Origin of the sequence: Bradyrhizobium sp. 139, from assembly GCF_023074175.1 — a bacterium.
Taxonomy (GTDB): Bacteria; Pseudomonadota; Alphaproteobacteria; order Rhizobiales; family Xanthobacteraceae; genus Bradyrhizobium.
The window spans coordinates 40,084-60,432 of sequence record NZ_JADPKS010000073.1; the positions used below are offsets into that span (position 1 = coordinate 40,084).

Here is a 20,349-nt window from a genome sequence, read left to right on the forward strand (position 1 = left end):
GTGTTCCGAAAGCCGGGAACGGGTGCCGATGCGCCGCAAAAGGCATAGCCCCCCTCGCTCGGTGACATTTCCTGATGATATCGAACTCTGCACCTCAGATCTATGCTTTCAATTTGTGATATATCCTGCCGCTGCACCACGAGGAATACGATCTATGACTGATTTGACCGTGCCGCCCCCCGAAACGCCAAGCAAAGAAATGACCGCGGCCGCATTTGGCGGTCCCGCGTATGCCATGACTAACTTTATGATCCATCCACTCTCGGCGGAGATTTTGCGGCTCTCGTTTGTAGAAGCCCCGGCAGGGGGCGATCCGCAGTTTCGCACTGCAGTCATTATGGATCGGCAAGGCGCGATAAACTTGGCAGATTTGTTGATGCGCTTTGTTGCCGGAACGGAGGTGGGGACTGGTGCCTAATCCAGCCACTCCGACGGCGGGGACGGCTGTCACGCCTACAGCTTCTCAGGCGGAAGCAAGCACCGCTTTCGCCCCGCCGCGCGCTCAAACTTCCGCAATTGGCTCCGCGGGGCGAACCAAAAGAGCCCCTGCGATCGGCAGCACTCAAGCTCTCAGCCACGGGAGAATGAGTGTGAAAATTTATCCGATTAGCGAAGATCAGTTGTCTATTATTGGCCTAATGCGGGGAATTGCTGCCGCTTGCTTCGCGCTAGGTGGGACCTGTTTCGGCTTCGGGATCAACATCGTAAAAGATTTACAAATCAATTCTGGCACCGCCCAACCGTTGGTCGAGCGCTGGCAGACGATTAGCTATGTCTCGATGGCCGCAGGGATCGTGCTTGGCATCGTAGGCGCTATCTTTTGGTGGAGAGGACAGACCACGATCTCAAAAATTGATGGAAGAACCACCTTTCAATGACGTTTGAGAGTGGTTGGCGCTATCATTTCGACGCAGGGCGAGCGCTAGTTGTCGCCCTCATTTTTCGCCAAAGTCCTTCGGCCTTCAGGATGTGGGGCAAGCAAGTGCTTTTCGTCCTCTCCGATTGGACGCCATTTAAGCTGCCCCTCTTTGTTAAATCCAGTACTCACGTAGCCAAGCACCCTTGACGTTGAATTGTTTGCCGAAAGGAGCCGATCGAAATTCGTTTCGAGAACAGCCGCAGAATTTTGCAAAGTTTCGCGGGGTGCCTGATTGGCTATCTCTTGCTTCAGTTTTTCAAAGTCTGTCTTCGTATCAGCCGCTTCTTTCGCCGCCGCCTCGGCTCTATCCTTGGCGAAGCCGAACCGCTGCTCCAAAACTTCGACCTTGCCCTTCAGTTCAGCAACCACCCCTTCTGAGAGTTTACCTCCCAGCCAATACGCGAACCACACGACCGCAACCGTGATCGTCGCGACAATACCTGCAGCCCAATTGAAGAAGACCGGTGCAGATAGATATAAATCCGCAGCTTTGATGAGGAACGTTTGGAACGAGTTCATGATCGCCTATCGCACCATTATCCGTTCCTACTACCACCATGTGTCTGGAAATACTGAGTAGCGATGCCTGAACGCCCGTCAGGCGGTTTGAAAAACTAAAATTGGCATCTGAAGCACTGTGCCCCTACTCGGCGACAATCCAAGCGCTTCTCTATCACAGGTTTCCGCAACGCATTCTAGATATGTTCCACCGAAAATATCTATAGAACAATGACTTAAGCTACATTGCGTTCTTGCTCGCTTCACCCAGATGAACTCAATCTGAAGCCCTCGTCAGGATTCGGTTCAGCTTCGCCGGCGTAAGGTTGGGCCCATCGAAACGAAAAGCCTGATCACGATGCGGACCGTTTCGGCGGCCTTTCCATCGACGCGATAGCCCCGCGCCGCAGCTTTGAGGAGATCACCATGTTGAGGAAACTTTCGCTTGCCGCTGTGGCCGCGGTCGCGCTGAGTGCCGCGCTGGCGCCGACCTCCGCCTCCGCTCGCTGGCATGGCGGCTGGGGCCATGGCGGCGGCGGTGGCTGGCATCACGGCTGGGGCGGACCGCGCTTCTATGCCGGCGGCCCCGTCTCCTACGGCTATGGCGGCTGCTATGTGCGCCGGCTGGTCCCGACCCCCTGGGGACCCCGCTGGCGGCTGATCAACCGCTGCTACTGAGCCCGACAGCACCTTCCTCAAGGTACCATCCCCAGGGTACTTTCCAAGCGAAGCCACGGCGTTCCCCTGCGCCGGGGCTTTGCATTTTGGTGGATACGACGAATTTGTACAATTTTTACTAGAACGTTGGGCAATCGCCGCGAGTGGCGAAACCATTTGGAGGCCAAGCACTTGGTACCGTGTCCTTACTTTGAGAACACGGAACCTTACGAATGGTTAGCGTTTTTGCTACTGACAGCGAACAGATCGATCGACGCACCAGCCGCTCGATTCGCGATGCGGTGGCCGAACGGCTTCAGCAGAGCCTGCGCCCCGAACCCCGGCTCCCGACGCATCTCGAACAGCTCCTCGACGAGCTGAAGAAGCGCGATTGCGATACGCACTGACTTGAGGCTCACGGAAAAACGGGTTGCGTTTGATCCCGCCTGCGGTGACAAGGCCGCATGCTCTCCATCACCGATCTCTCCATCCGCCTCGCCGGACGCCTTCTGATTGACCAGAGTTCCGTGCAGATCACGCCCGGATCGCGCGTCGGCATGGTCGGGCGCAACGGCACCGGCAAATCGACCTTGTTCAAGGTGATCCGCGGCGAACTCGCGGCCGAGCACGGCTCGGTGACGCTGCCGCCGCGCTGGCGCGTCGGCAGCCTCGCGCAGGAAGCCCCGAACGGCCCCGAAAGCCTGATCTCGGTCGTACTCAAGGCCGACCTCGAACGCGACGCGCTGCTCGCCGAGGCCGAGTGCGCGGCCGACCCGCACCGGATTGCCGAGATCCAGACCCGGCTGGTCGACATCGACGCGCATTCGGCGCCGAGCCGTGCTGCCGCGATCCTCTCCGGCCTTGGCTTTTCCGCCGCCGACCAGCTTCGGCCCTGCGCCGAATTCTCCGGCGGCTGGCGCATGCGCGTCGCGCTCGCCGCCACGCTGTTCGCGGCCCCCGACCTCCTGCTGCTCGACGAGCCCACCAACTATCTCGACCTCGAAGGCACACTGTGGCTGGAGGATCACCTTGCGCATTATCCGCGCACCGTGATCGTGATCAGCCACGACCGCGACCTGCTGGAAAGCTCGGTCGACCAGATCCTGCATCTGGAGCGCGGCAAGCTCACGCTCTACAAAGGTACTTATTCTTCGTTCGAGGAGCAGCGCGCCGCGCGCGAGATGCTCGATGCCAAGCAGGTCAAGCGCCAGGAAGCGGAGCGCGCGCGCCTGCAAGCCTTCGTCGACCGCTTCAAGGCCAAGGCTTCGAAAGCCCGGCAGGCGCAATCACGCGTAAAAATGCTGGAGCGGCTGAAGCCGATCACGGCGCTGGTCACCCAGGACGTGCGCGAGATCAGCTTTCCCGCGCCCGAGAAAATCCTGTCGCCGCCGATCATCGCCGTCGACAACGCCGCGGTCGGCTACGATCCGGCAACGCCGGTGCTGGGCCGCGTCACCTTGCGCATCGACAATGACGACCGCATTGCGCTGCTCGGCTCCAACGGCAACGGCAAGTCGACGCTGGTGAAGCTGCTGGCCGGGCGCCTCGCGCCCTTCTCCGGCAAGGTCACGCGTGCCGACAAGCTATCAATCGCCTATTTCGCACAGCATCAGCTCGACGAATTGAACGAGGACGCCTCCGCCTACGATCACGTCCGCAAGCTGATGGGCGATGCGCCCGAAGCCAAAGTGCGCGCGCGCGCCGGTGCGATCGGCTTTTCCGGCAAGGCGGCCGACACAAGGGTCGGAAAACTGTCGGGCGGCGAGAAGGCGCGCCTGCTGCTGGGACTTGCGACGTTTTTCGGCCCCAACATGATCATCCTGGACGAGCCGACCAACCACCTCGACATCGACAGCCGCGCGGCGCTTGCCGAAGCCATCAACGAATTCCCCGGCGCCGTCATCATGGTCTCGCACGATCGCTATCTGATCGAGGCCTGCGCCGACCGGCTCTGGATCGTCGCCGACCGCACCGTGACCAATTACGACGGCGATCTCGACGAATACCGCCGCCTGGTGCTGTCCGCGCGCAATGGCGACCCCGCGCCGCGCGAGCGCAGCGCCGCCAGCGAGAAGCCGCAGCGACCGAGATCGGACAATCGCGGCTCGCTGAAGAAGCGCATCGCGGAAGCCGAAGCCGAGGTCGCCCGCGTCAGCGAGATCATCACCAAGATCGACACCGCGCTGGCCCTGCCCGACATCTTCACCCGCGATCCCAAGCAGGCCGCGCAACTGTCAAAGGCGCGCGCCAATGCGGCCGATGCGCTGGCGCGCGCCGAGGAGCAGTGGCTCGAGGCGAGCACGCAGTTCGACGAGGCGGCGGGGTAAGGTCTCCGCGACGGGCCCGGCATTATCAAAATTCGAAAAAACAACCCTATGCAAAGTACCGGTATTTTATTACCTGGCAATGAGCCATTGAATGGGATGTTCTTTGCCGTATCGACTTAGCCCGCCCAGGCGGCGATGCCGGCACGAATTGCGCACCAATGGGTCAGTCCGCAAACTGGCCCGCTGCCGTGATGATCGGCGCCCAGCGGTCGATTTCACTCGCCAGCACCGCACCGAGCGCCTCTGGCGTTGCACTGTCCTGCGGGACGGGCTCCGTGTTGATGTCGTTGAACCGAGCGATCAGCGTGGGATCCTTGAGTGCGGACTGGAGCGCCGCCGTCAGCTTCTGAACGACCGCCGGCGGTGTGCCCTTGGGGGCATAGATGCCGTGCCAGACACCAAGTTCGAACCCTTTGAGGCCGGCCTCGTCGGCGGTCGGCAGATCGGGCAGGCTCTTCAGCCGCTCTTTGGTGGTGATCGCATAGGCCTTGACCTGCTTGGCCGTGATCGGGCCGGTGGTGTTCGTCGCCTGGTCGCAGGTGAGATCGATCTGTCTGCCGAGAAGATCGTTCATGATGGGACCGTTGCCCTTGTAGGGCACGGAAGTGAGCTGCTTCTGGATCGCCGTCATGAACAGCATGCCGCAGAGGTGCGATGCCGCTCCGAGCCCGGCATTGGCATAGGTCAACTTGTCGCCCTGCTGTTGAGCATAGGCGACCAATTCCTTCAGCGTGTCGGCCGGAAAATCCGGACGCGCGATGATGGTCATCGGCGCATTGGTCACAAGCCCGATCGGCGCAAAGGCGGTCTTCGTGTCGTAGCTCAGGTTGCGGTACAGCGTGGCGGCGGTCGACAGGCCGACATGATGGATCAGCAGCGTGTATCCGTCGGGCTGGGCTCGCGAGGCGCGGGTCGTGGCGATGGTGCCACCGGCGCCGGGAGCGTTCTCCACGATGACCTGTTGCCCGAGCGATTTCGACATGCCTGCCGCGGTCAGGCGAGCAATGGTGTCCGTAGGTCCGCCGGCGGCGAACGGCACCAGCATGGTGACGGGCCTGACTGGATAGTCCTGGGCGAGCGCCGGGCCGAACGGCAAGAGCAGAGCCGATACGAGGGCAATAAGCCGCATACTTTCTTTCCTCCAAATTTTTGCTTACTCCATATGTAGCATTCTTGGCCGCGCAGCTATCACGAAAACGACTCATCAGGAGTGTCGCGGCCGCGGCATGGTGTGGCTGCCGAGAGCCTGATCGGCCCTCAGCTCGCATCCGGCGCTATCGTCGCAGCGGGCGGACCCGAATGGCCCGATCCCAATCCACGTGTTCCGGCCGAAGCTTCGTCGGCAGTGGGGTCGGAATTAGCGCTCCCGCATGATCTCGTGCCGGTAGCGCTGCAGCGGCGACAGCAGGTAGCTCAGGATGGTGCGCGAACCGGTCCTGATCTCCACCGTCACGGCCATTCCCGGTGACAGGCTGACGAGGCGGTCGTCAACCTGCATCTGGGTGCGATCGAGCGAGATGCGAGCGCTGTAGCTCAGCTCCTGCCCGTTGGGCTCGCTGCTGTCGTGCGGCGCAACGAGCGCGTGGTCGCTTCCGCGCTCCGGCGGACGATCGCGAATGATGGCATCCTGTGAGACGCTCTGCACCCGGCCTTCCAGAAGGCCATAGCGGGTGAAGTTGAAGGTGTCGATCTTGATGGCGGCGCCCTGCCCGGCCTCGACGAAGCCGATATCGCGGTTGGCGATCATCGCCTCGATCTCAAGCCGCGTATCGCTCGGCACGATCACGAGCAGCGATTGTGCGGGCGTGACCACGCCCCCCACGGTGTGGACCGCAAGCTGCTGCACGACGCCGTCGACCGGTGACGTCAGTTGCTGAAGCTTCGTCCGCTGCTGCGCCTTGACCAGATCCCGCGCAATCCCGTTGGCTTTCTGCTCACTCTTGGCCAACTCGTCGGACAGGCTCTTGCGATACTCGGCCAAGGACTGGATGCGGGTCTCCCGGATCGCGGCGACGGCCGCCTCGGCTTCCTTCAAGCGGCTGCTCTGGACGCGAAGCTCCTCCTGCTGCTCGATCTGTAGCTGAAGGATTTCATAATAGGTCAGCTTCGAGCCGATCTCCCTCTCCATGAGGGTCTTGCGGATATCGACACGCTGCTGGGTGACCGGCAGCAACGCATCTAACTTGTGGATCGTCGCCGCGATCGTCTGATGCTCGGCCTCCTTCTGCGCTTCCTGACGTGCCAGCGCAGCGATCTTGGCCCTGTTCTCGCTGACCTGATGGGCGAGCAGCTGCCGCTGCGTCGCGACCAGCAAGGGATCGGCGCCCTCCGGTACGACGAGATCGGCGGATACCTCTTCGCCGCCTGTCAATGCGGCGCGGAGGCGCGCGCTGTTGAGCCGCTCGGCCATGAGATCGTCGTGCAGACGATCGCGCTCTGCGGCGTTTACGGTCGGATCGAGCTCGATCAGCAGGTCGCCCGATTTGACCGACTGCCCGTCCTGCACGTGGATGGCGCGCACCACGCCGGTCTCGAACGGCTGGACCACCTTGCTTCGCCCGCTCGACACGACCTTCCCGGTTGCGGAGGCGACGATGTCGATCGTGCCCCATGCCGACCATGCGAGCGCCGCGCAGGCAACGACCATCAGGGACATGCCGATGGCGCGGCCGATCGGTGACGGTGGTGCCTCGGCAATCTCCAGCGCCGCGGGCAGAAACGCGATCTCTTCAGTGCGCCGGCCCTTTGCATTGCGGAAGGGAACGACGGTCTGCGCCAGCTGAGAAGCCGGGACGGCGCTAGCCGACCTCATGGATCCCTCCCTGGAGACGATGCAAGGCAGCGTAGCGGCCGCCGGTCTTGATCAACGCGTCATGCGTGCCGTCCTCGACCAGACGGCCGCGCTCCAGGGTGAAGATGCGATCGGCGCCGCGGACGGTCGACAGACGGTGCGCAATGATCAGGACCGTGCGGCCTCTGGCGATCTCCTTCATGTTGTCATGGATGATCCGCTCGCTCTCATAGTCGAGCGCGCTGGTCGCTTCGTCGAAGATCAGGATACGGGGGTTGGTCACCAATGCGCGGGCAATCGCGATGCGCTGGCGCTGCCCGCCCGAGAGTGTCGAGCCGCGCTCGCCGACCACCGTATCGTAGCCCTCAGGGAGCTCCAGAATGAAATCATGGGCGCCCGCAAGCTTCGCCGCGTCCATGACGCGCTCCATCGGCAAGGTCGGATCGGCCAGCGCGATGTTGTCGCGAACGGACCGATTGAACAGCATGTTGTCCTGGAGCACCATGCCAATCTGCCGCCGGAGCCAGGCCGGGTCGGTCATCACCAGATCCATTCCGTCGATCAGCACGCGGCCGCCTTGCGGAAGGTAGAGCCGCTGCACCAGCTTGGCGAACGTGCTCTTGCCCGAGCCCGACGATCCGACGATGCCGACGGTTTGCCCGGCCGGAATATCGAACGAGACGTCGTGCAGGATTTCCGGCCCATCGAGCCGGTAGCGGAACGACACGTGCTCGAACCGGATATTGCCCCGGACCGGCGGCAGCCCGGCGCGGGCGGCGGAGTAAGCCGGCTCCACCGCGCTGTTGAGGATGTCGCCGAGCCGCGCGATCGACAGCCGCGCCTGATGAAAATCCTGCCAGACCTGCGCCAGCCGCAGCACCGGGGCCGACACCCGCCCGGCAAAGATGTTGAAGGCCACCAGCTCGCCGACGGTCAATGCGTCCCCGATCACGAGCCGGGCGCCGACATAGAGGATGGCGGCGGTGACGACCTTGCTGACGAACTGCACGAGCTGGCTTGCCGTGTTGCCGAGGCTGGTGACACCGAAGCTCGCGGAGACATAGCCGGCGAGCTGCTCTTCCCAGCGGCGCTGCATCTGCGGCTCGACCGCCATCGCCTTCAGCGTTTCGATGCCGCTGACGCTCTCGACCAGGAACGCCTGGTTCTCGGCGCCACGGCGGAATTTCTCGTCCAGCCTGCGGCGAAACAGCGGCGTCGCCACGGCCGAGATCGCGATGTAGAACGGGAACGACCCGAGCACGATGAAGCTCATCTGCGGCGAATAGGCGAACATCACCGCCAGGAATACCGACGTGAAGAACAGGTCGATGACAACGGTCAGCGACGAGCTGGTGATGAAATTGCGGATGTTCTCGAGCTCGCGGACGCGAGCCACGGAATCGCCGACGCGCCGGGCCTGAAACCATGCCATCGGCAGCGCCAGCAGATGATGGAACAGGCGTGCACCGAGCTCCACGTCGATGCGGTTGGTGGTGTGCGAAAACAGATAGCTGCGCAGGATTCCGAGCGCCGTGTCGAACAGTGAGACCACGACCAGGCCGACGACGAGAACGTCGAGCGTCGACAGCGAGCGGTGAACCAGCACCTTGTCGATCACGACCTGGAAGAACAGTGGCGAGACCAGCGCAAAGAGCTGAAGGAAGAACGAGGCGGCCACCACCTCGCCGAGCAGCCGCCGGTATTTGCCGATCGCACCGATGAACCAGGTGATATCGAAGTGCCGCCCCAGGTCCGATAGCCCGGCGCGCCGGGCCATCAGGATCAATCCGCCGTCCCAGATCGCGCACAGCTCGTCGCGATCCATCAGCGCCGGGCGCGGCGCCGCCGGGAACTGCACCAGCACCTTGTCGGCGGAGGCTTTTGCGATGACCATGAAGCCGCCGTCACGCAGCATTGCGATCGCCGGCAGCGGGCCGTTCGACAGACGGCTCCACTGCGTCCGATACGTTCGCGCTTTCAATCCGAGAGACCTGGCGCAGCGGACGATGTCCGCTGCGCCGAAGATGGCCGCTCCGGTCCGGTGCCTGAGCTGCTCGCGATCGGCCGCAACGCCCTTGAGATGCAGCAACGTCAGCAGCGCGTCGAGCCCCGTATCGGTCGCTCCCGTGTTCGTCGTCATGAGCGGCCTCCAGGCCGGAGCCGCTGCGTCAGGCGTGCTGCGGCGGTGCGAGCACCTGGCTCTGTGTCGTGTGCGGATCGGGCAGCGGCATCTCGCCGTGGCCGTCACCTGCCGGAACGAAGCTGGCTGCCATGGCCTGGTTGAGCAGCATCGCGGCTGCGATCGCGCCGCCCGAGATGACGACGTTGTTTCCGGTGCCGCCATCGAGGACGTCGAGGCCGCCGCCACCGACCAGCACGTCGTCGCCTGCCCCACCTGCCAGCGTGTCGTTGCCGGGGCTGCCGATCAGCACGTCGTCGCCGTTGCCGCCGTTGGCGACGAGCTGGATGCCGCCGTGCAGACCGGAGGCCGTGACGACGTCGTCGCCGTCGAGGCCGTTGATGACGATCCTGTCGCCGGTGCCGGCATCGGCGATGTTGATGTCCTGGCCAAGCCCCGACACCGTGATGACGCCGTCGTGCTCGGTCACCGTGATGACGTCGTTCCCGCCGGTTGCGTTGATGGTCACCGTATCAGCGGCGCCGTCGTTGGCGCCGAGGTCGAGGTCGACCTGGTTCACGCCGGTGCCGGAGAGGTCACCGACCGTGATGTTGTCGGCACCGCCGAGCGCGTTGAAGTCGACATGTTCGATCCCGTTCAGGTCCATCGCAATGGCGGCGACGTCGCGCGTGAACAGCACCCGGCCGCCATTGGCCGAGATGTTGATGTTCTCGTTGATGTTGGCGCCGTTGAATGCCAGCGTGTCGGTACCCTTGCCGCCTTCGACGGTGTCGCTGCCGTCGCCGGGGTTCCAGATGAAGGTGTCGTCGCCGGCTCCGAGATTGGCGACGTCGTTGCCGCGTCCGCCGATCACGGTGTCATTGCCGGCGCTGCCGGTGATGGTATCGTTGCCGTCGCCGCCGTTGAGATTGAGGCTGAACAGCTGCCCCGCCTTGATCGCGGATGCATTGATGACGTCGTTGCCTAATCCGCCGTTGACGCCGAGCACGTCGCCAGCATCCGCGTGCGCAATCGTCACCTGCGCCTCAAGGCCGCTGACCACGATCGATCCGCCGCTGGTCACGACCGAGATGTTGTCGTCACCAGCGCTGCCGTTCACCGTCACGCGATCCGCAGCACCGTCGCCGCTCTGGCTGCCGGAATCAGCGCTCAAGTCTATGGCAACCTGCGCGATTCCTGTCCCGGCCAGATCGTTGACGGTGATGTTGTCGGCGCCACCCGCGGCCGCGATCTGCACGCGCTCGATGCCATCGAGGTCCATGACGATAGCACCGACATCACGGGTGAGAAGTGCATGGCCGCCGTTCGGCCCGATGGACATGGTTTCGGCTACATTGGAGCCGTTGAATACCAGCGTGTCCATTCCCGCGTCGCCGAGGACGGTGTCGCTGCCGTCACCGGGATTCCACACGAACGTATCGTCGCCTGCGCCGAGACGCGCGACGTCGTCGCCGCGGCCGCCGGTGATCTTGTCGTTGCCGTCACCGCCGATCAGGGTGTCGGCCCCCTGGCTGCCGGTGATGGTGTCGTTACCCGCGCTCCCGTCGATGGTCAGTCCGATCACCGCGGCGAGCGTGGATGCATCGATGACATCGTTGCCGCCTAGCGCCTGGATCACCAGCCGGTCGCCAGCTTCCGCATTGGCGATCTCGACGACATCAGGCAGACCGGTCACCGTCACGGTGGTGCCCTCGGCCGCGACCTGGATGTGCTGATTGCCATTACTGCCGTTGACGGTCACCGTATCCGCCGCGCCGTCGCCTTGCGTCGCTCCGGGAACGGCTCCGAGATCGACAAGCACCTGCTTGACGCCGGTCCCGGTGAGATCACCAACGGTGATGTTGTCGGCGCCGCCGCGCGCATCGAATTCGATCTGCTCGACGCTGTTGATGTCCATCGTGATGTTGGCGACATCGCGGGTGAAGCGCACCCGGCCATCATTGGCCGAGATGTTGATGATCTCATTGATGTTGGCGCCGTTGAACAGCAGCTTGTCGCTGCCCGATCCGCCTTCGACCGTGTCGCTGCCGTCACCGGGATTCCAGATGAAGGTGTCGTCGCCACTCCCGAGTTGCGCGACGTCGTTGCCGCGCCCGCCATTGACGATGTCGTTGCCGCTACCGCCAATCAAGAGGTCGCTGCCATCGCCGCCAGTGATCCTGTCGTTGCCGGCGCCGCCATCGAGCGTCAGCGAGATCAGGCTGCCGAGCCCATTGCCCGCGGTGATGACATCGTCGCCGCCGCCGCCGTGCAGCACGAGATTTTCCGTCGTGCCAATGTCGAGCGAAAACGGCGCCGCACCCGTCCCGTCGAGCCGCACGCGCGTGCCGTTCGCCGTGATCGTGAACGTCTCGGCGCCATTGCTTCCGTTGACCTCGGCCGTATCGTTGCCCTCACCGCCCTCGAAGAGATTGGTGCCGCCGCCCGGATTCCAGATCATGAGGTCGTTGCCGGCCTCGCCGAACAGCTGGTTGTCGCCGCTGCCGCCGTCCAGGATGTCGTTGCCCGCCCCGCCGAACAGCAGATCGTTGCCGCCGCCGCCGTTGATCACATCGTCGCCCGCCTGACCAAACAGCAGGTCGGCCCCGGAGCCGCCTGTGATCCTGTCATTGCCGTCGCCGCCGAAGATATGCACCGATGGCATCGCGCCGTTGGTTTCATTGACGGTGATCGTGTCGTTGCCGCCTTGGCCGAAGACGTCGATCTCGCTGGTGTTGACGACAGTGGGGTCGCCGCCGATCGGCTTCACAGAACCGTTATTGATCAGAATGTGGCCGGAATTGTCGCGGCCGATCACGACGCCGTTATTGGCGCTGTCGCCAAAAATAGTGAGCTGCCCCGTAACCGGGGAAAAAACAGAGGTAGTAGACATCCTAATGACCCTTCGATCGCTCTAGCCCCTCGCCTTCATGCGTAGCAGCCGCCCGGATGTCTTTCTTGAAGCGTTGCTTGAGGGGAGCATGATTATTCTGGAGATTTCCTCCAGATTTCCTGCGGGCCGATTTTGCGAACGCAATGACTCTCACACAGCTGATCGCGTTAGCAGTCGCGCGACTGTCAAACGCGCGCGCGAAATGCAGCCGACGCACTGATGGCGCGGAGAAGCAGCAGTTCGAAGCGAGCGCGCAGTTGATGTGATGGCAATTGGATCGTTGCTCTCGTGCCCCGGACGCAGCGCATCACGATCGTGATGGGCTGCTGAGCCGGGGCTCATAATCGAGGAGGCTCGATCGCGAGAGGCTGGGTCCCAGCTCTGCGCAGCAGCGCAAGAGCGCTGCAGCGCGTCCGGGACACGAGAGTTCGCCTACGCCGATTTCTTTTTCGGCTTCGGCTTGGCGGCCTTGGGCATGGCCGGCGCTTCCGGAGTGCCCTCGATCGAGGACAGGCGGCCGGACGTGAATGTGTAGATGCCGGCACGCGGGCCGGTGGTCCAGGTGACCACGGCAACGCGCCGGCCGGCGGCATCGTTGGAGAGATTGACGGTCGAGGGCGCGCCGATGCCACGCACCACGTCGCATTCGGTGTGGCCGAGCGCGACCGTGCCGCCCATGGGCGTCGGCGCCGTCGTCGATGCATTGGCGTCAGCCGGCCCGGGGGGCGCCATGCCAGGACAGGCGCCGTCGGCGCTGACCATATCCTCGGCCGTCACGGGCTTGTCGGGGGTCAACGGCGGCGATTCGATTGAGATGCTCTTGATGAACAGGCGGCTCGGCGTGTTGAACCACTGGGCATCCTTGGACAGGAGATCGGTCCCCGAGCAGCCCGCGATCAGCGGTGCTACGGCAACCAACGCAATGATGAGCGAGCTGGGAAGCTTTTGATGTCGCACGATAAACTATATTCCCCGCGTGAAGGACCAGCCCTAAGCGATTGTCCCAACATCACTTTGCGGCACGAAGGTGACAAAAGCCAGCATCGCCCGAAAAGTGCAAATTATCATTAATTGCAAACCACCGCTAATTCCGACGCTGCCAGCGGCCCCGCTCATCGGCCTGCCAATAGGTGACATCAAATCCCCGCGCCTTGCAATCCGTCCAGGCGCTCCGGGCGAACGCCAGCGCGTCCGGATCGTCGCCGTTGAACAGCAGCACCATGCGCTCATAGTCCTGCGCGTCCTGCGGCAGCGCGGCGTTGTCGAGCAGGAAGCGGACATTGGCGCCGTTGGGATTGTCCTCCTCGATGGCCAGCACGATCGGCTGATCGGCGGCATCGTTCACGCGCCATGTCGCATGCGGCAGGAAGGAATCGTCGCGATAGGTCCACAGATGCGCGTCGAGCGCGTCGGCACGCTCCGGCGAGGTCGACTGCACCACGACGCGCCAGCCGCGCTCGAGCGATTTCTCGAGAAGCGGCGGCAACACGTTCTCCACCGTCATGTTTTGCAGATGGTAGAATAGCACTTCAGTCATTTTGGGTCATTTGCGCTCGTAGTGGTCGGCGACCAGACGATCGAGCAGGCGGACGCCATAGCCGGAGCCCCAGCTCTGATTGATGTCGGTCTTCGGCGCCCCCATCGCGGTGCCGGCGATGTCGAGATGCACCCAGGGCGTGCCGTCGACGAAACGCTGCAGGAACTGCGCCGCGGTGATCGAGCCGCCATGGCGGCCGCCAGTGTTCTTCATGTCGGCGAACTGGGAATCGATCAGCTTGTCGTATTCGGGCCCGAGCGGCATGCGCCACACCTTCTCTCCGCTCTCGATGCCGGCCGCCAGCAGCCGTTCGGCAAGCTCGTCGTTGTTGGAGAACATGCCGGCGTGCTCGGTGCCGAGCGCGACCATGATCGCGCCGGTCAGCGTCGCCAGATCCACCATGAATTTCGGCTTGGTCTTTTTCGCGACGTACCAGAGCACGTCGGCCAGCACGAGGCGGCCCTCCGCGTCGGTGTTGATGATCTCGATGGTCTGGCCCGACATCGAGGTAACGATGTCGCCCGGCCGCTGCGCATTGCCGTCGGGCATGTTCTCGACGAGGCCAATGGCGCCGACCACGTTGGCCTTGGCCTTGCGCGCCGCCAGCGCGTGCATCAGGCCGACGACGCAGGCCGCTCCCCCCATGTCGCCCTTCATGTCCTCCATGCTGCCGGCCGCCTTGATCGAAATGCCGCCGGTGTCGAAGCAGACGCCCTTGCCGACGAAGGCGACCGGTGCCTCGCCTTTCTTGCCGCCGTCCCAGCGCATGATCACGGTGCGGCTCGGCCGCGAGGAGCCCTGGCCGACGCCGAGCAGCGCGCCCATGCCGAGCTTGTCCATCGCCTTGACATCGAGCACCTCGACTTTGACACCGAGCTTGCGGAGCTGGCTGGCGCGGCGCGCGAATTCCTCGGGGAAAAGCACGTTCGGCGGCTCGTTGACGAGATCGCGCGCGATGATCACGCCGTCGACGACATGGCCGGCCGAAGCAAAGGCCTTCTTCGCGGAAGCCGCATCGCCGACCGCAAGGGAGATGTCGGCACGCAAGCCGCCCTCCTCATCGTCCTTCTTCCTGGTCTTGTAGCGGTCGAACTTGTAGGCGCGCAGCCGCAGGCCCGAGGCGATCGCGACCGCCTGCTCGCTCGTCATGGCGCCATTGGGCAGTTCCGCCATGACGGTCATGGCCGCGGCCTCGGCCGAGAGCTTGCTCGCCGCCACGCCGCCGAATTTGAGGAGGTCGTTCGCCTTCAGGCTTGCCGCCTTGCCGGCGCCGATCACGACCAGACGGGTGGCTTTCACCCCCTCCGGCGCCAGGATGTCCAGCGCGGCGCCGCTTTTGCCCTTGAAGCCGGCGGCGGAGGCTGCCCGCTTCACCAGCTCGGTGGCGCCGCCCAGCGCCTTGGCCGTCGCCGGTCCAAGCTTCAGAGTGTCGTCGCAGAACACGACCAGGATGCCACGGGCGACGGCAGACAACGGGACAAAGCCGACCTTGATGGCATCGGACATGGGTAACTCCTTCAAAACATCGGGCTTTTGGCCGCTCGGCGGTCCCGGCCACGGGCCGGAGCTGAACGGCGATTCACTGGACTTTCCCGCACTATGGGCCACCGGCCCGGCAGATGCCAAGCACCCCCGTGGCTGCTAGGCCACAACGAGGGAAATATTAACCATATGTTGAGGGTGCCACGGGGCAGCCATTTTGTTGACGGATCAAAGGGATGGTAGTGAGAGAGTAAGCCGGTGGACGAGATGGCTGCGCGACCCTGGGGATCCCTTTTGGGATGGGTCGGACAGCAGGGAATTCCCGGGACTGTAGTGGGCTTTGGTGGGGATTCGTGCGGTAGCGCATGGGGTCGATCGATAGGTATATCTTCCGCACGACGCTGGCGTCGTTTGCGCTCGTCCTGGTCAGCCTCACCGGCGTGATCTGGATTACGCAGGCATTGCGCGGCATCGACCTGATGACGAGCCAGGGTCAGACCATCCTGACCTTTCTCGGCATCACCAGCCTCGTCGTGCCCGCGCTGGTCCTGATCATCTCGCCGATCGCGCTGATGATCGCGATCTCGCACACGCTGAACAAGCTCGCGACCGATTCCGAGATCATCGTGATGAATGCCGCCGGCTTCTCGCCGCTCCGGCTGTTCTATCCGTTCTTCTACGCCACCTGTGTCGTGGCGCTGCTGGTCGCCTTCATCGCGGCCTATCTCGCCCCCGACGGCATGCGGCGGATCAAGCAGTGGGACGCCGAGATCACCGCCGACGTGCTCACCAACATCCTCCAGCCCGGCCGCTTCGCCCAGCTCGACAAGAACCTCACGATCCGGATCCGCGAACGCCAGCCCGGCGGCATCCTCGCCGGCATCTTCATCGACGACCGCCGCGATCCCAACGAGCGCGTCTCGATCGTCGCCGAGCATGGCGAGGTCGTGAAGAACGAGAACGGCTCATTCCTGGTGCTCAAGGACGGCAATCTCCAGCGCTTCGAGGCCGGCAAGCGCGATCCCGCGCTGGTGGCGTTCGGCCGCTACGGCTTCGACATGTCGAAGTTCTCGGGCCAGGGTCACGACGTCACCCTCGGCATCCGCGAGCGCTATCTCTGGGAATTGTTCGCGCCGTCCGAGGACGATCCCGTCTACAAGGCCGTCCCCGGCCAGTTCCGCTCCGAACTGCATGACCGCATCATGGCGCCGCTCTATCCGTTCGCGTTTGCGGCGCTGACCTTCGCCTTCCTCGGCGCGCCGCGCACCACGCGCCAGAGCCGCAACTTCTCGATCGGCGGCTCGGTGATCGCCGTGTTCGGCCTGCGCATGGCGGGGTTTGCCTGCTCGGTGATGGCGGTGAAGTCGCCGGTCGCGGCACTGGTCCAATATGCAATGCTGACGGCCGCCATCGGTGCCGGCATGTGGCTGATCGTCGGCGGCGTCGTGGTCGAGCCGCCTGCCCGCCTCATGGAGGCCATCAACAGGTCGAACGCGCGCATCGCGCGGCTGTTCGGACGGCCGGCCACCGCATGAGCATGCTCACCAACACACTCGGGCGCTATTTCGCCGGTCGCTTCGTCGTCGCGGCGCTCGGCGTGTTCGCGAGCATCTTCCTGCTGCTTGTGCTGGTCGACTACATCGAGATGGTGCGCAAGACCTCCGGCCTTGCATCCGCCTCCGCGATCATGGTGGCCGAAACGTCGCTGTTCCGGGTGCCGCAACTGCTGGAGAAGCTGACGCCGTTCTGCATGCTGATCGGCGCCATGACCTGCTATCTCGCCCTCTCACGCCGGCTCGAACTCGTGGTCGCGCGCGCCGCCGGCATCTCGGCATGGCAGTTCATCTCGCCCGCGCTCGGCAGCGCGCTCCTGATCGGGGTGATTGCCACCGCCGCCTACAATCCGATGTCGGCTAATTTGCGCGAGCTGTCCAAGCGCATGGAAGCCGAGCTGTTCGGCTCGGCGCCCGGCGGCGGCATCCAGGACGCCTCCGGCTTCTGGCTCAACCAGGTCACCAATGACGGCCAGGTCATCATCAACGCGGCACGCAGCGAGCAGCAGGGCATCCGGCTGACCGGCCTGACCCTGTTCCGATTCGATACGGACTGGCATTTCAAGGAGCGGATCGAGGCACGCGAGGCGGCGCTGGAGGCCGGCCACTGGCTGTTCAAATCGGTGCGCCGCTTCTCGCTGGATTCGCCGCCGATCGACCAGGCGACGTTGGAGATTCCGACGACGCTGAGCGAGGCCCAGATTCGCAACAGCTTTTCCACACCCGAGACTGTGTCTTTTTGGCAACTACCGAGCTACATCCGCTCCTCCGAAAGCTCGGGCTTCGCGACAGCCGGCTATCGACTCCAGTATCACAAGCTTCTGGCGCAGCCGTTTTTGCTGGCTGCCATGGTGATGCTCGCGGCCTCCGTGTCGTTGCGCTTCTTCCGGATGGGCGGCGTGCAGAAGATGGTTTTGAGTGGCGTGGGCGCAGGCTTTCTGCTCTACGTTTTGTCGAAAGTGACTGAAGACTTGAGCAAGGCTGAGTTGATGCATCCGATCGCTGCGGCGTGGTTGCCCGTGGTGGTGGGCGGCCTCACCGGCTTTTTGGCCTTGCTGTATCAGGAGGACGGTTAGTGACTGCCGTCCATCGAGGGCTCGTGTCTCGTTTGACGCGCCGCATTGTGGTGCGCGCGAACGGGTGCGGCTTGTCTATCCGCAGGCTCCTGCTTGCTGCCGCCGCCGTGGCATCGCTCGGTGGCCTCATGGACGTTGCCGCCGTGGCGCCAGCCTCCGCCCAGAGCTTCACCTACAATCCGCTGCCGCCGCGTCCGAAGCCGCCGAAGGCCGCCAACGACAACCAGATGCTGGTTCAGGCGACCGAGGTCGACTACGACTACAACAATTCGCGCGTCTCCGCGGTCGGTAACGTCCAGCTGTTCTACAACGGCACCAGCGTCGAGGCCGACAAGGTCATCTACGACCAGAAGACCAAGCGGCTGCATGCCGAAGGCAACATCCGCATGACGGATGCCGACGGCAAGATCACCTATGCCGAGATCCTGGATCTCTCCGACGATTACCGCGACGGTTTCGTCGATTCGCTGCGCGTGGACACGGCCGACCAGACCCGCATGGCCGCGAGCCGCGCCGACCGCTCCAGCGGCAACTACACGGTGTTCGAGAACGGCGTCTACACGGCCTGCGCGCCGTGCAAGGACGATCCGAAGAAGCCGCCGCTGTGGCAGGTCAAGGGTGCGCGCATCATCCACGACCAGCAGGAGAAGATGCTGTATTTCGAGACGGCACAGCTCGAGTTCTTCGGCGTGCCGCTCGCCTACATGCCCTATTTCTCGACGCCCGATCCGACCGTGAAGCGCAAGACCGGCTTCCTGATGCCGGGCTTCACGTCCTACACCGCGTTCGGCTACGGCGTCGAAGTCCCCTTCTACTGGGCGATCGCGCCCGACATGGACGCGACCTTCAGCCCGCGCATCACCTCCAAGCAGGGCGTGCTGTTCCAGGCCGAGTTCCGCCAGCGCCTGATGGACGGCGCCTATCAGATCCGCGTCTACGGTATCGACCAGCTCGACCCCGGCCAGTTCGTCGGCCAGCCCGGCGACCGCCAGTTCCGCGGCGGCGTCGAGACCAAGGGCCAGTTCGCGCTGAACGACAAATGGGTCTTCGGCTGGGACGGCGTGCTGCTCTCAGACTACTATTTCATGTCGGACTATCGGCTCGCGCAGTACCGCGACCCGCTCGGCTCGTTCCTGAACCTGCCGACCGACGCGCTGTCGCAGCTCTATCTGACCGGCGTCGGCAATCGCAGCTTCTTCGACGCGCGCACGATGTACTGGCTGAGCTTCTCGGGCAACCAGAGCCAGGTGCCGGTCGTCTATCCCGTGATCGACTATTCGAACGTGCTCAACTATCCGGTGTTCGGCGGCGAGTTCAGCTACAAGACCAATTTCGTGAACCTGTCGCGTGACGCCGCGGTGTTCGACCCGATCACCACGCTCGCCAACACCAACAGCCTGTGCACGACGGCATCCGCCGATCCGCTGGCCCGTACGCCGTCACAGTGCCTGTTGCGCGGCTTCCCCGGCACTTACACCCGCCTCACGGCCGAAGCGCAGTGGCGCAAGTCCTTCACCGATCCGTTCGGCCAGATCTGGACCCCGTTCGCCAGCCTCCGCGCCGACGCGATCAACTCCTCGGTTTCCAACCAGCCGGGCGTGTCGAACTACCTGCCCGTCGGCGACACCCAGGCGTTCCGCCTGATGCCGACCGTCGGCCTCGAATACCGCTATCCCTTCATCAACATTCAGCCCTGGGGCTCAACCACCATCGAGCCGATCGCGCAGATCATCATCCGGCCGAATGAGACCTATGCCGGCAGGTTCCCCAACGAGGACGCCCAGAGCATGGTGTTCGACACCTCGAACCTGTTCAGCGTCGACAAGTTCTCCGGCTACGACCGCGTCGAGGGCGGCGGCCGCGCCAATGTCGGCGTGCAGTCCACCACGCAGTTCGACAAGGGCGGCGCCGTCAAGGTGCTGTTCGGCCAGTCCTACCAGCTGTTCGGGATGAACTCCTACGCGGTCCAGGACTCCATCAATACCGGCCTGGATTCCGGCCTCGACAAGCCGCGCTCGGATTACGTGGCGAGCGCCAGCTACTCGCCCAACAGCACCTACACGTTCAGCGTCCGCTCCCGCATGGACGAGCAGACCTGGAACGTGCAGCGCTTCGAGGCGGAAGGCCGCGCCAATTTCAATCGCTGGTCGGTCAGCATGATGTACGGCAATTACGCGCCGCAGCCGGAGCTCGGCTATCTGACGCGCCGCGAGGGTATCCTGACGTCAGGCTCGCTGAAGGTCGCGGCCAACTGGGTGGTGACGGGCTCGGCGCGCTGGGACCTCGAGGCCAACAAGATCAACCAGTATGTACTCGGCGCCGGCTATGTCGACGATTGCTTCGTGCTGGCGGCGAACTATGTAACTTCGTATAGCTACTCCGCGGGCACAACGCCGCCCGTGCTGAGCCACGCGTTCATGTTCCAGATCGGCCTGCGCACGCTCGCGACCTCGACGGGAGCCAGCTCTTCCGGTCTGCAATGAACCATCCGAAGTGA

The 20,349-nt window shown here is 63.8% G+C and carries 16 protein-coding genes; 7 read left to right on the forward strand and 9 right to left on the reverse strand.

Going from position 1 to position 20,349, the window contains the following annotated elements:
- Positions 1 to 154: 154 nt before the first annotated feature.
- The gene (locus IVA80_RS17135; protein ID WP_247432383.1) at positions 155 to 418 is read left to right on the forward strand and encodes a hypothetical protein; all 264 of its coding nucleotides are present in this window, start codon (positions 155 to 157) and stop codon (positions 416 to 418) included.
- Between the two features lie 172 nt (positions 419 to 590).
- Complete coding sequence (locus IVA80_RS17140) at positions 591 to 878, forward strand: hypothetical protein (RefSeq protein ID WP_247432386.1); 288 nt, start codon at positions 591 to 593, stop codon at positions 876 to 878.
- 44 nt (positions 879 to 922) lie between these two features.
- Here IVA80_RS17140 and IVA80_RS17145 read toward each other — a convergent pair whose 3' ends face one another.
- Complete coding sequence (locus tag IVA80_RS17145; protein WP_247432389.1) at positions 923 to 1,438, reverse strand: hypothetical protein; 516 nt, start codon at positions 1,436 to 1,438, stop codon at positions 923 to 925.
- A gap of 405 nt (positions 1,439 to 1,843) precedes the next feature.
- Between IVA80_RS17145 and IVA80_RS17150 the strand changes: the two genes are divergently transcribed.
- Positions 1,844 to 2,095, forward strand: a complete 252-nt coding sequence (locus IVA80_RS17150; protein ID WP_247432392.1) for a sulfur globule protein precursor — start codon at positions 1,844 to 1,846, stop codon at positions 2,093 to 2,095.
- 206 nt (positions 2,096 to 2,301) lie between these two features.
- Here IVA80_RS17150 and IVA80_RS17155 read toward each other — a convergent pair whose 3' ends face one another.
- Positions 2,302 to 2,532 carry a hypothetical protein gene (locus IVA80_RS17155; RefSeq protein ID WP_247432870.1) on the reverse strand — a complete coding sequence of 77 codons (231 nt, stop codon included), beginning with the start codon at positions 2,530 to 2,532 and terminating at the stop codon, positions 2,302 to 2,304.
- 6 nt (positions 2,533 to 2,538) lie between these two features.
- Between IVA80_RS17155 and IVA80_RS17160 the strand changes: the two genes are divergently transcribed.
- A complete protein-coding gene (locus IVA80_RS17160) occupies positions 2,539 to 4,401 on the forward strand; it encodes an ABC-F family ATP-binding cassette domain-containing protein (RefSeq protein ID WP_247432395.1) in 1,863 nt (620 codons plus the stop codon).
- A 163-nt stretch (positions 4,402 to 4,564) separates the two neighbouring features.
- On the opposite strand, the gene IVA80_RS17165 is transcribed toward IVA80_RS17160, so the two are convergent.
- The 7 genes from IVA80_RS17165 to IVA80_RS17195 form a co-directional block, all read right to left on the reverse strand.
- Entirely contained in the window at positions 4,565 to 5,530 is a 966-nt protein-coding gene (locus tag IVA80_RS17165) for a tripartite tricarboxylate transporter substrate-binding protein (protein ID WP_247432398.1), read from the reverse strand.
- Between the two features lie 228 nt (positions 5,531 to 5,758).
- Positions 5,759 to 7,213: an HlyD family type I secretion periplasmic adaptor subunit gene (locus IVA80_RS17170; RefSeq protein WP_247432401.1), complete on the reverse strand. Its 1,455-nt coding sequence runs from the start codon at positions 7,211 to 7,213 to the stop codon at positions 5,759 to 5,761.
- Positions 7,200 to 9,332: a type I secretion system permease/ATPase gene (locus IVA80_RS17175; RefSeq protein ID WP_247432404.1), complete on the reverse strand. Its 2,133-nt coding sequence runs from the start codon at positions 9,330 to 9,332 to the stop codon at positions 7,200 to 7,202. The genes IVA80_RS17170 and IVA80_RS17175 overlap by 14 nt, the downstream gene beginning before the upstream one ends.
- Before the next feature lie 28 nt (positions 9,333 to 9,360).
- Positions 9,361 to 12,204, reverse strand: a complete 2,844-nt coding sequence (locus tag IVA80_RS17180) for a calcium-binding protein (protein WP_247432407.1) — start codon at positions 12,202 to 12,204, stop codon at positions 9,361 to 9,363.
- A gap of 432 nt (positions 12,205 to 12,636) precedes the next feature.
- Positions 12,637 to 13,122 (reverse strand): hypothetical protein, encoded by a 486-nt coding sequence (locus tag IVA80_RS17185; RefSeq protein WP_247432850.1) that lies wholly within the window; start codon positions 13,120 to 13,122, stop codon positions 12,637 to 12,639.
- Positions 13,123 to 13,288: 166 nt separating this feature from the next.
- Positions 13,289 to 13,741 carry a DNA polymerase III subunit chi gene (locus tag IVA80_RS17190; protein ID WP_247432410.1) on the reverse strand — a complete coding sequence of 151 codons (453 nt, stop codon included), beginning with the start codon at positions 13,739 to 13,741 and terminating at the stop codon, positions 13,289 to 13,291.
- A gap of 6 nt (positions 13,742 to 13,747) precedes the next feature.
- On the reverse strand, positions 13,748 to 15,247 hold the full coding sequence (locus tag IVA80_RS17195) for a leucyl aminopeptidase (RefSeq protein WP_247432413.1): 1,500 nt from the start codon (positions 15,245 to 15,247) through the stop codon (positions 13,748 to 13,750).
- Between the two features lie 341 nt (positions 15,248 to 15,588).
- Between IVA80_RS17195 and lptF the strand changes: the two genes are divergently transcribed.
- From lptF to IVA80_RS17210, 3 genes are read left to right on the forward strand one after another with little or no spacing between them, the layout of a single operon-like run.
- Positions 15,589 to 16,758 carry an LPS export ABC transporter permease LptF gene (lptF, locus tag IVA80_RS17200; protein WP_247432416.1) on the forward strand — a complete coding sequence of 390 codons (1,170 nt, stop codon included), beginning with the start codon at positions 15,589 to 15,591 and terminating at the stop codon, positions 16,756 to 16,758.
- Complete coding sequence (lptG, locus tag IVA80_RS17205) at positions 16,755 to 17,852, forward strand: LPS export ABC transporter permease LptG (RefSeq protein ID WP_247432421.1); 1,098 nt, start codon at positions 16,755 to 16,757, stop codon at positions 17,850 to 17,852. Before lptF ends, lptG begins: the two co-directional genes overlap by 4 nt.
- Positions 17,852 to 20,335, forward strand: coding sequence for an LPS-assembly protein LptD (locus IVA80_RS17210; RefSeq protein ID WP_247432424.1), 2,484 nt, complete (start codon positions 17,852 to 17,854; stop codon positions 20,333 to 20,335). The genes lptG and IVA80_RS17210 overlap by 1 nt, the downstream gene beginning before the upstream one ends.
- Positions 20,336 to 20,349: the final 14 nt, after the last annotated feature.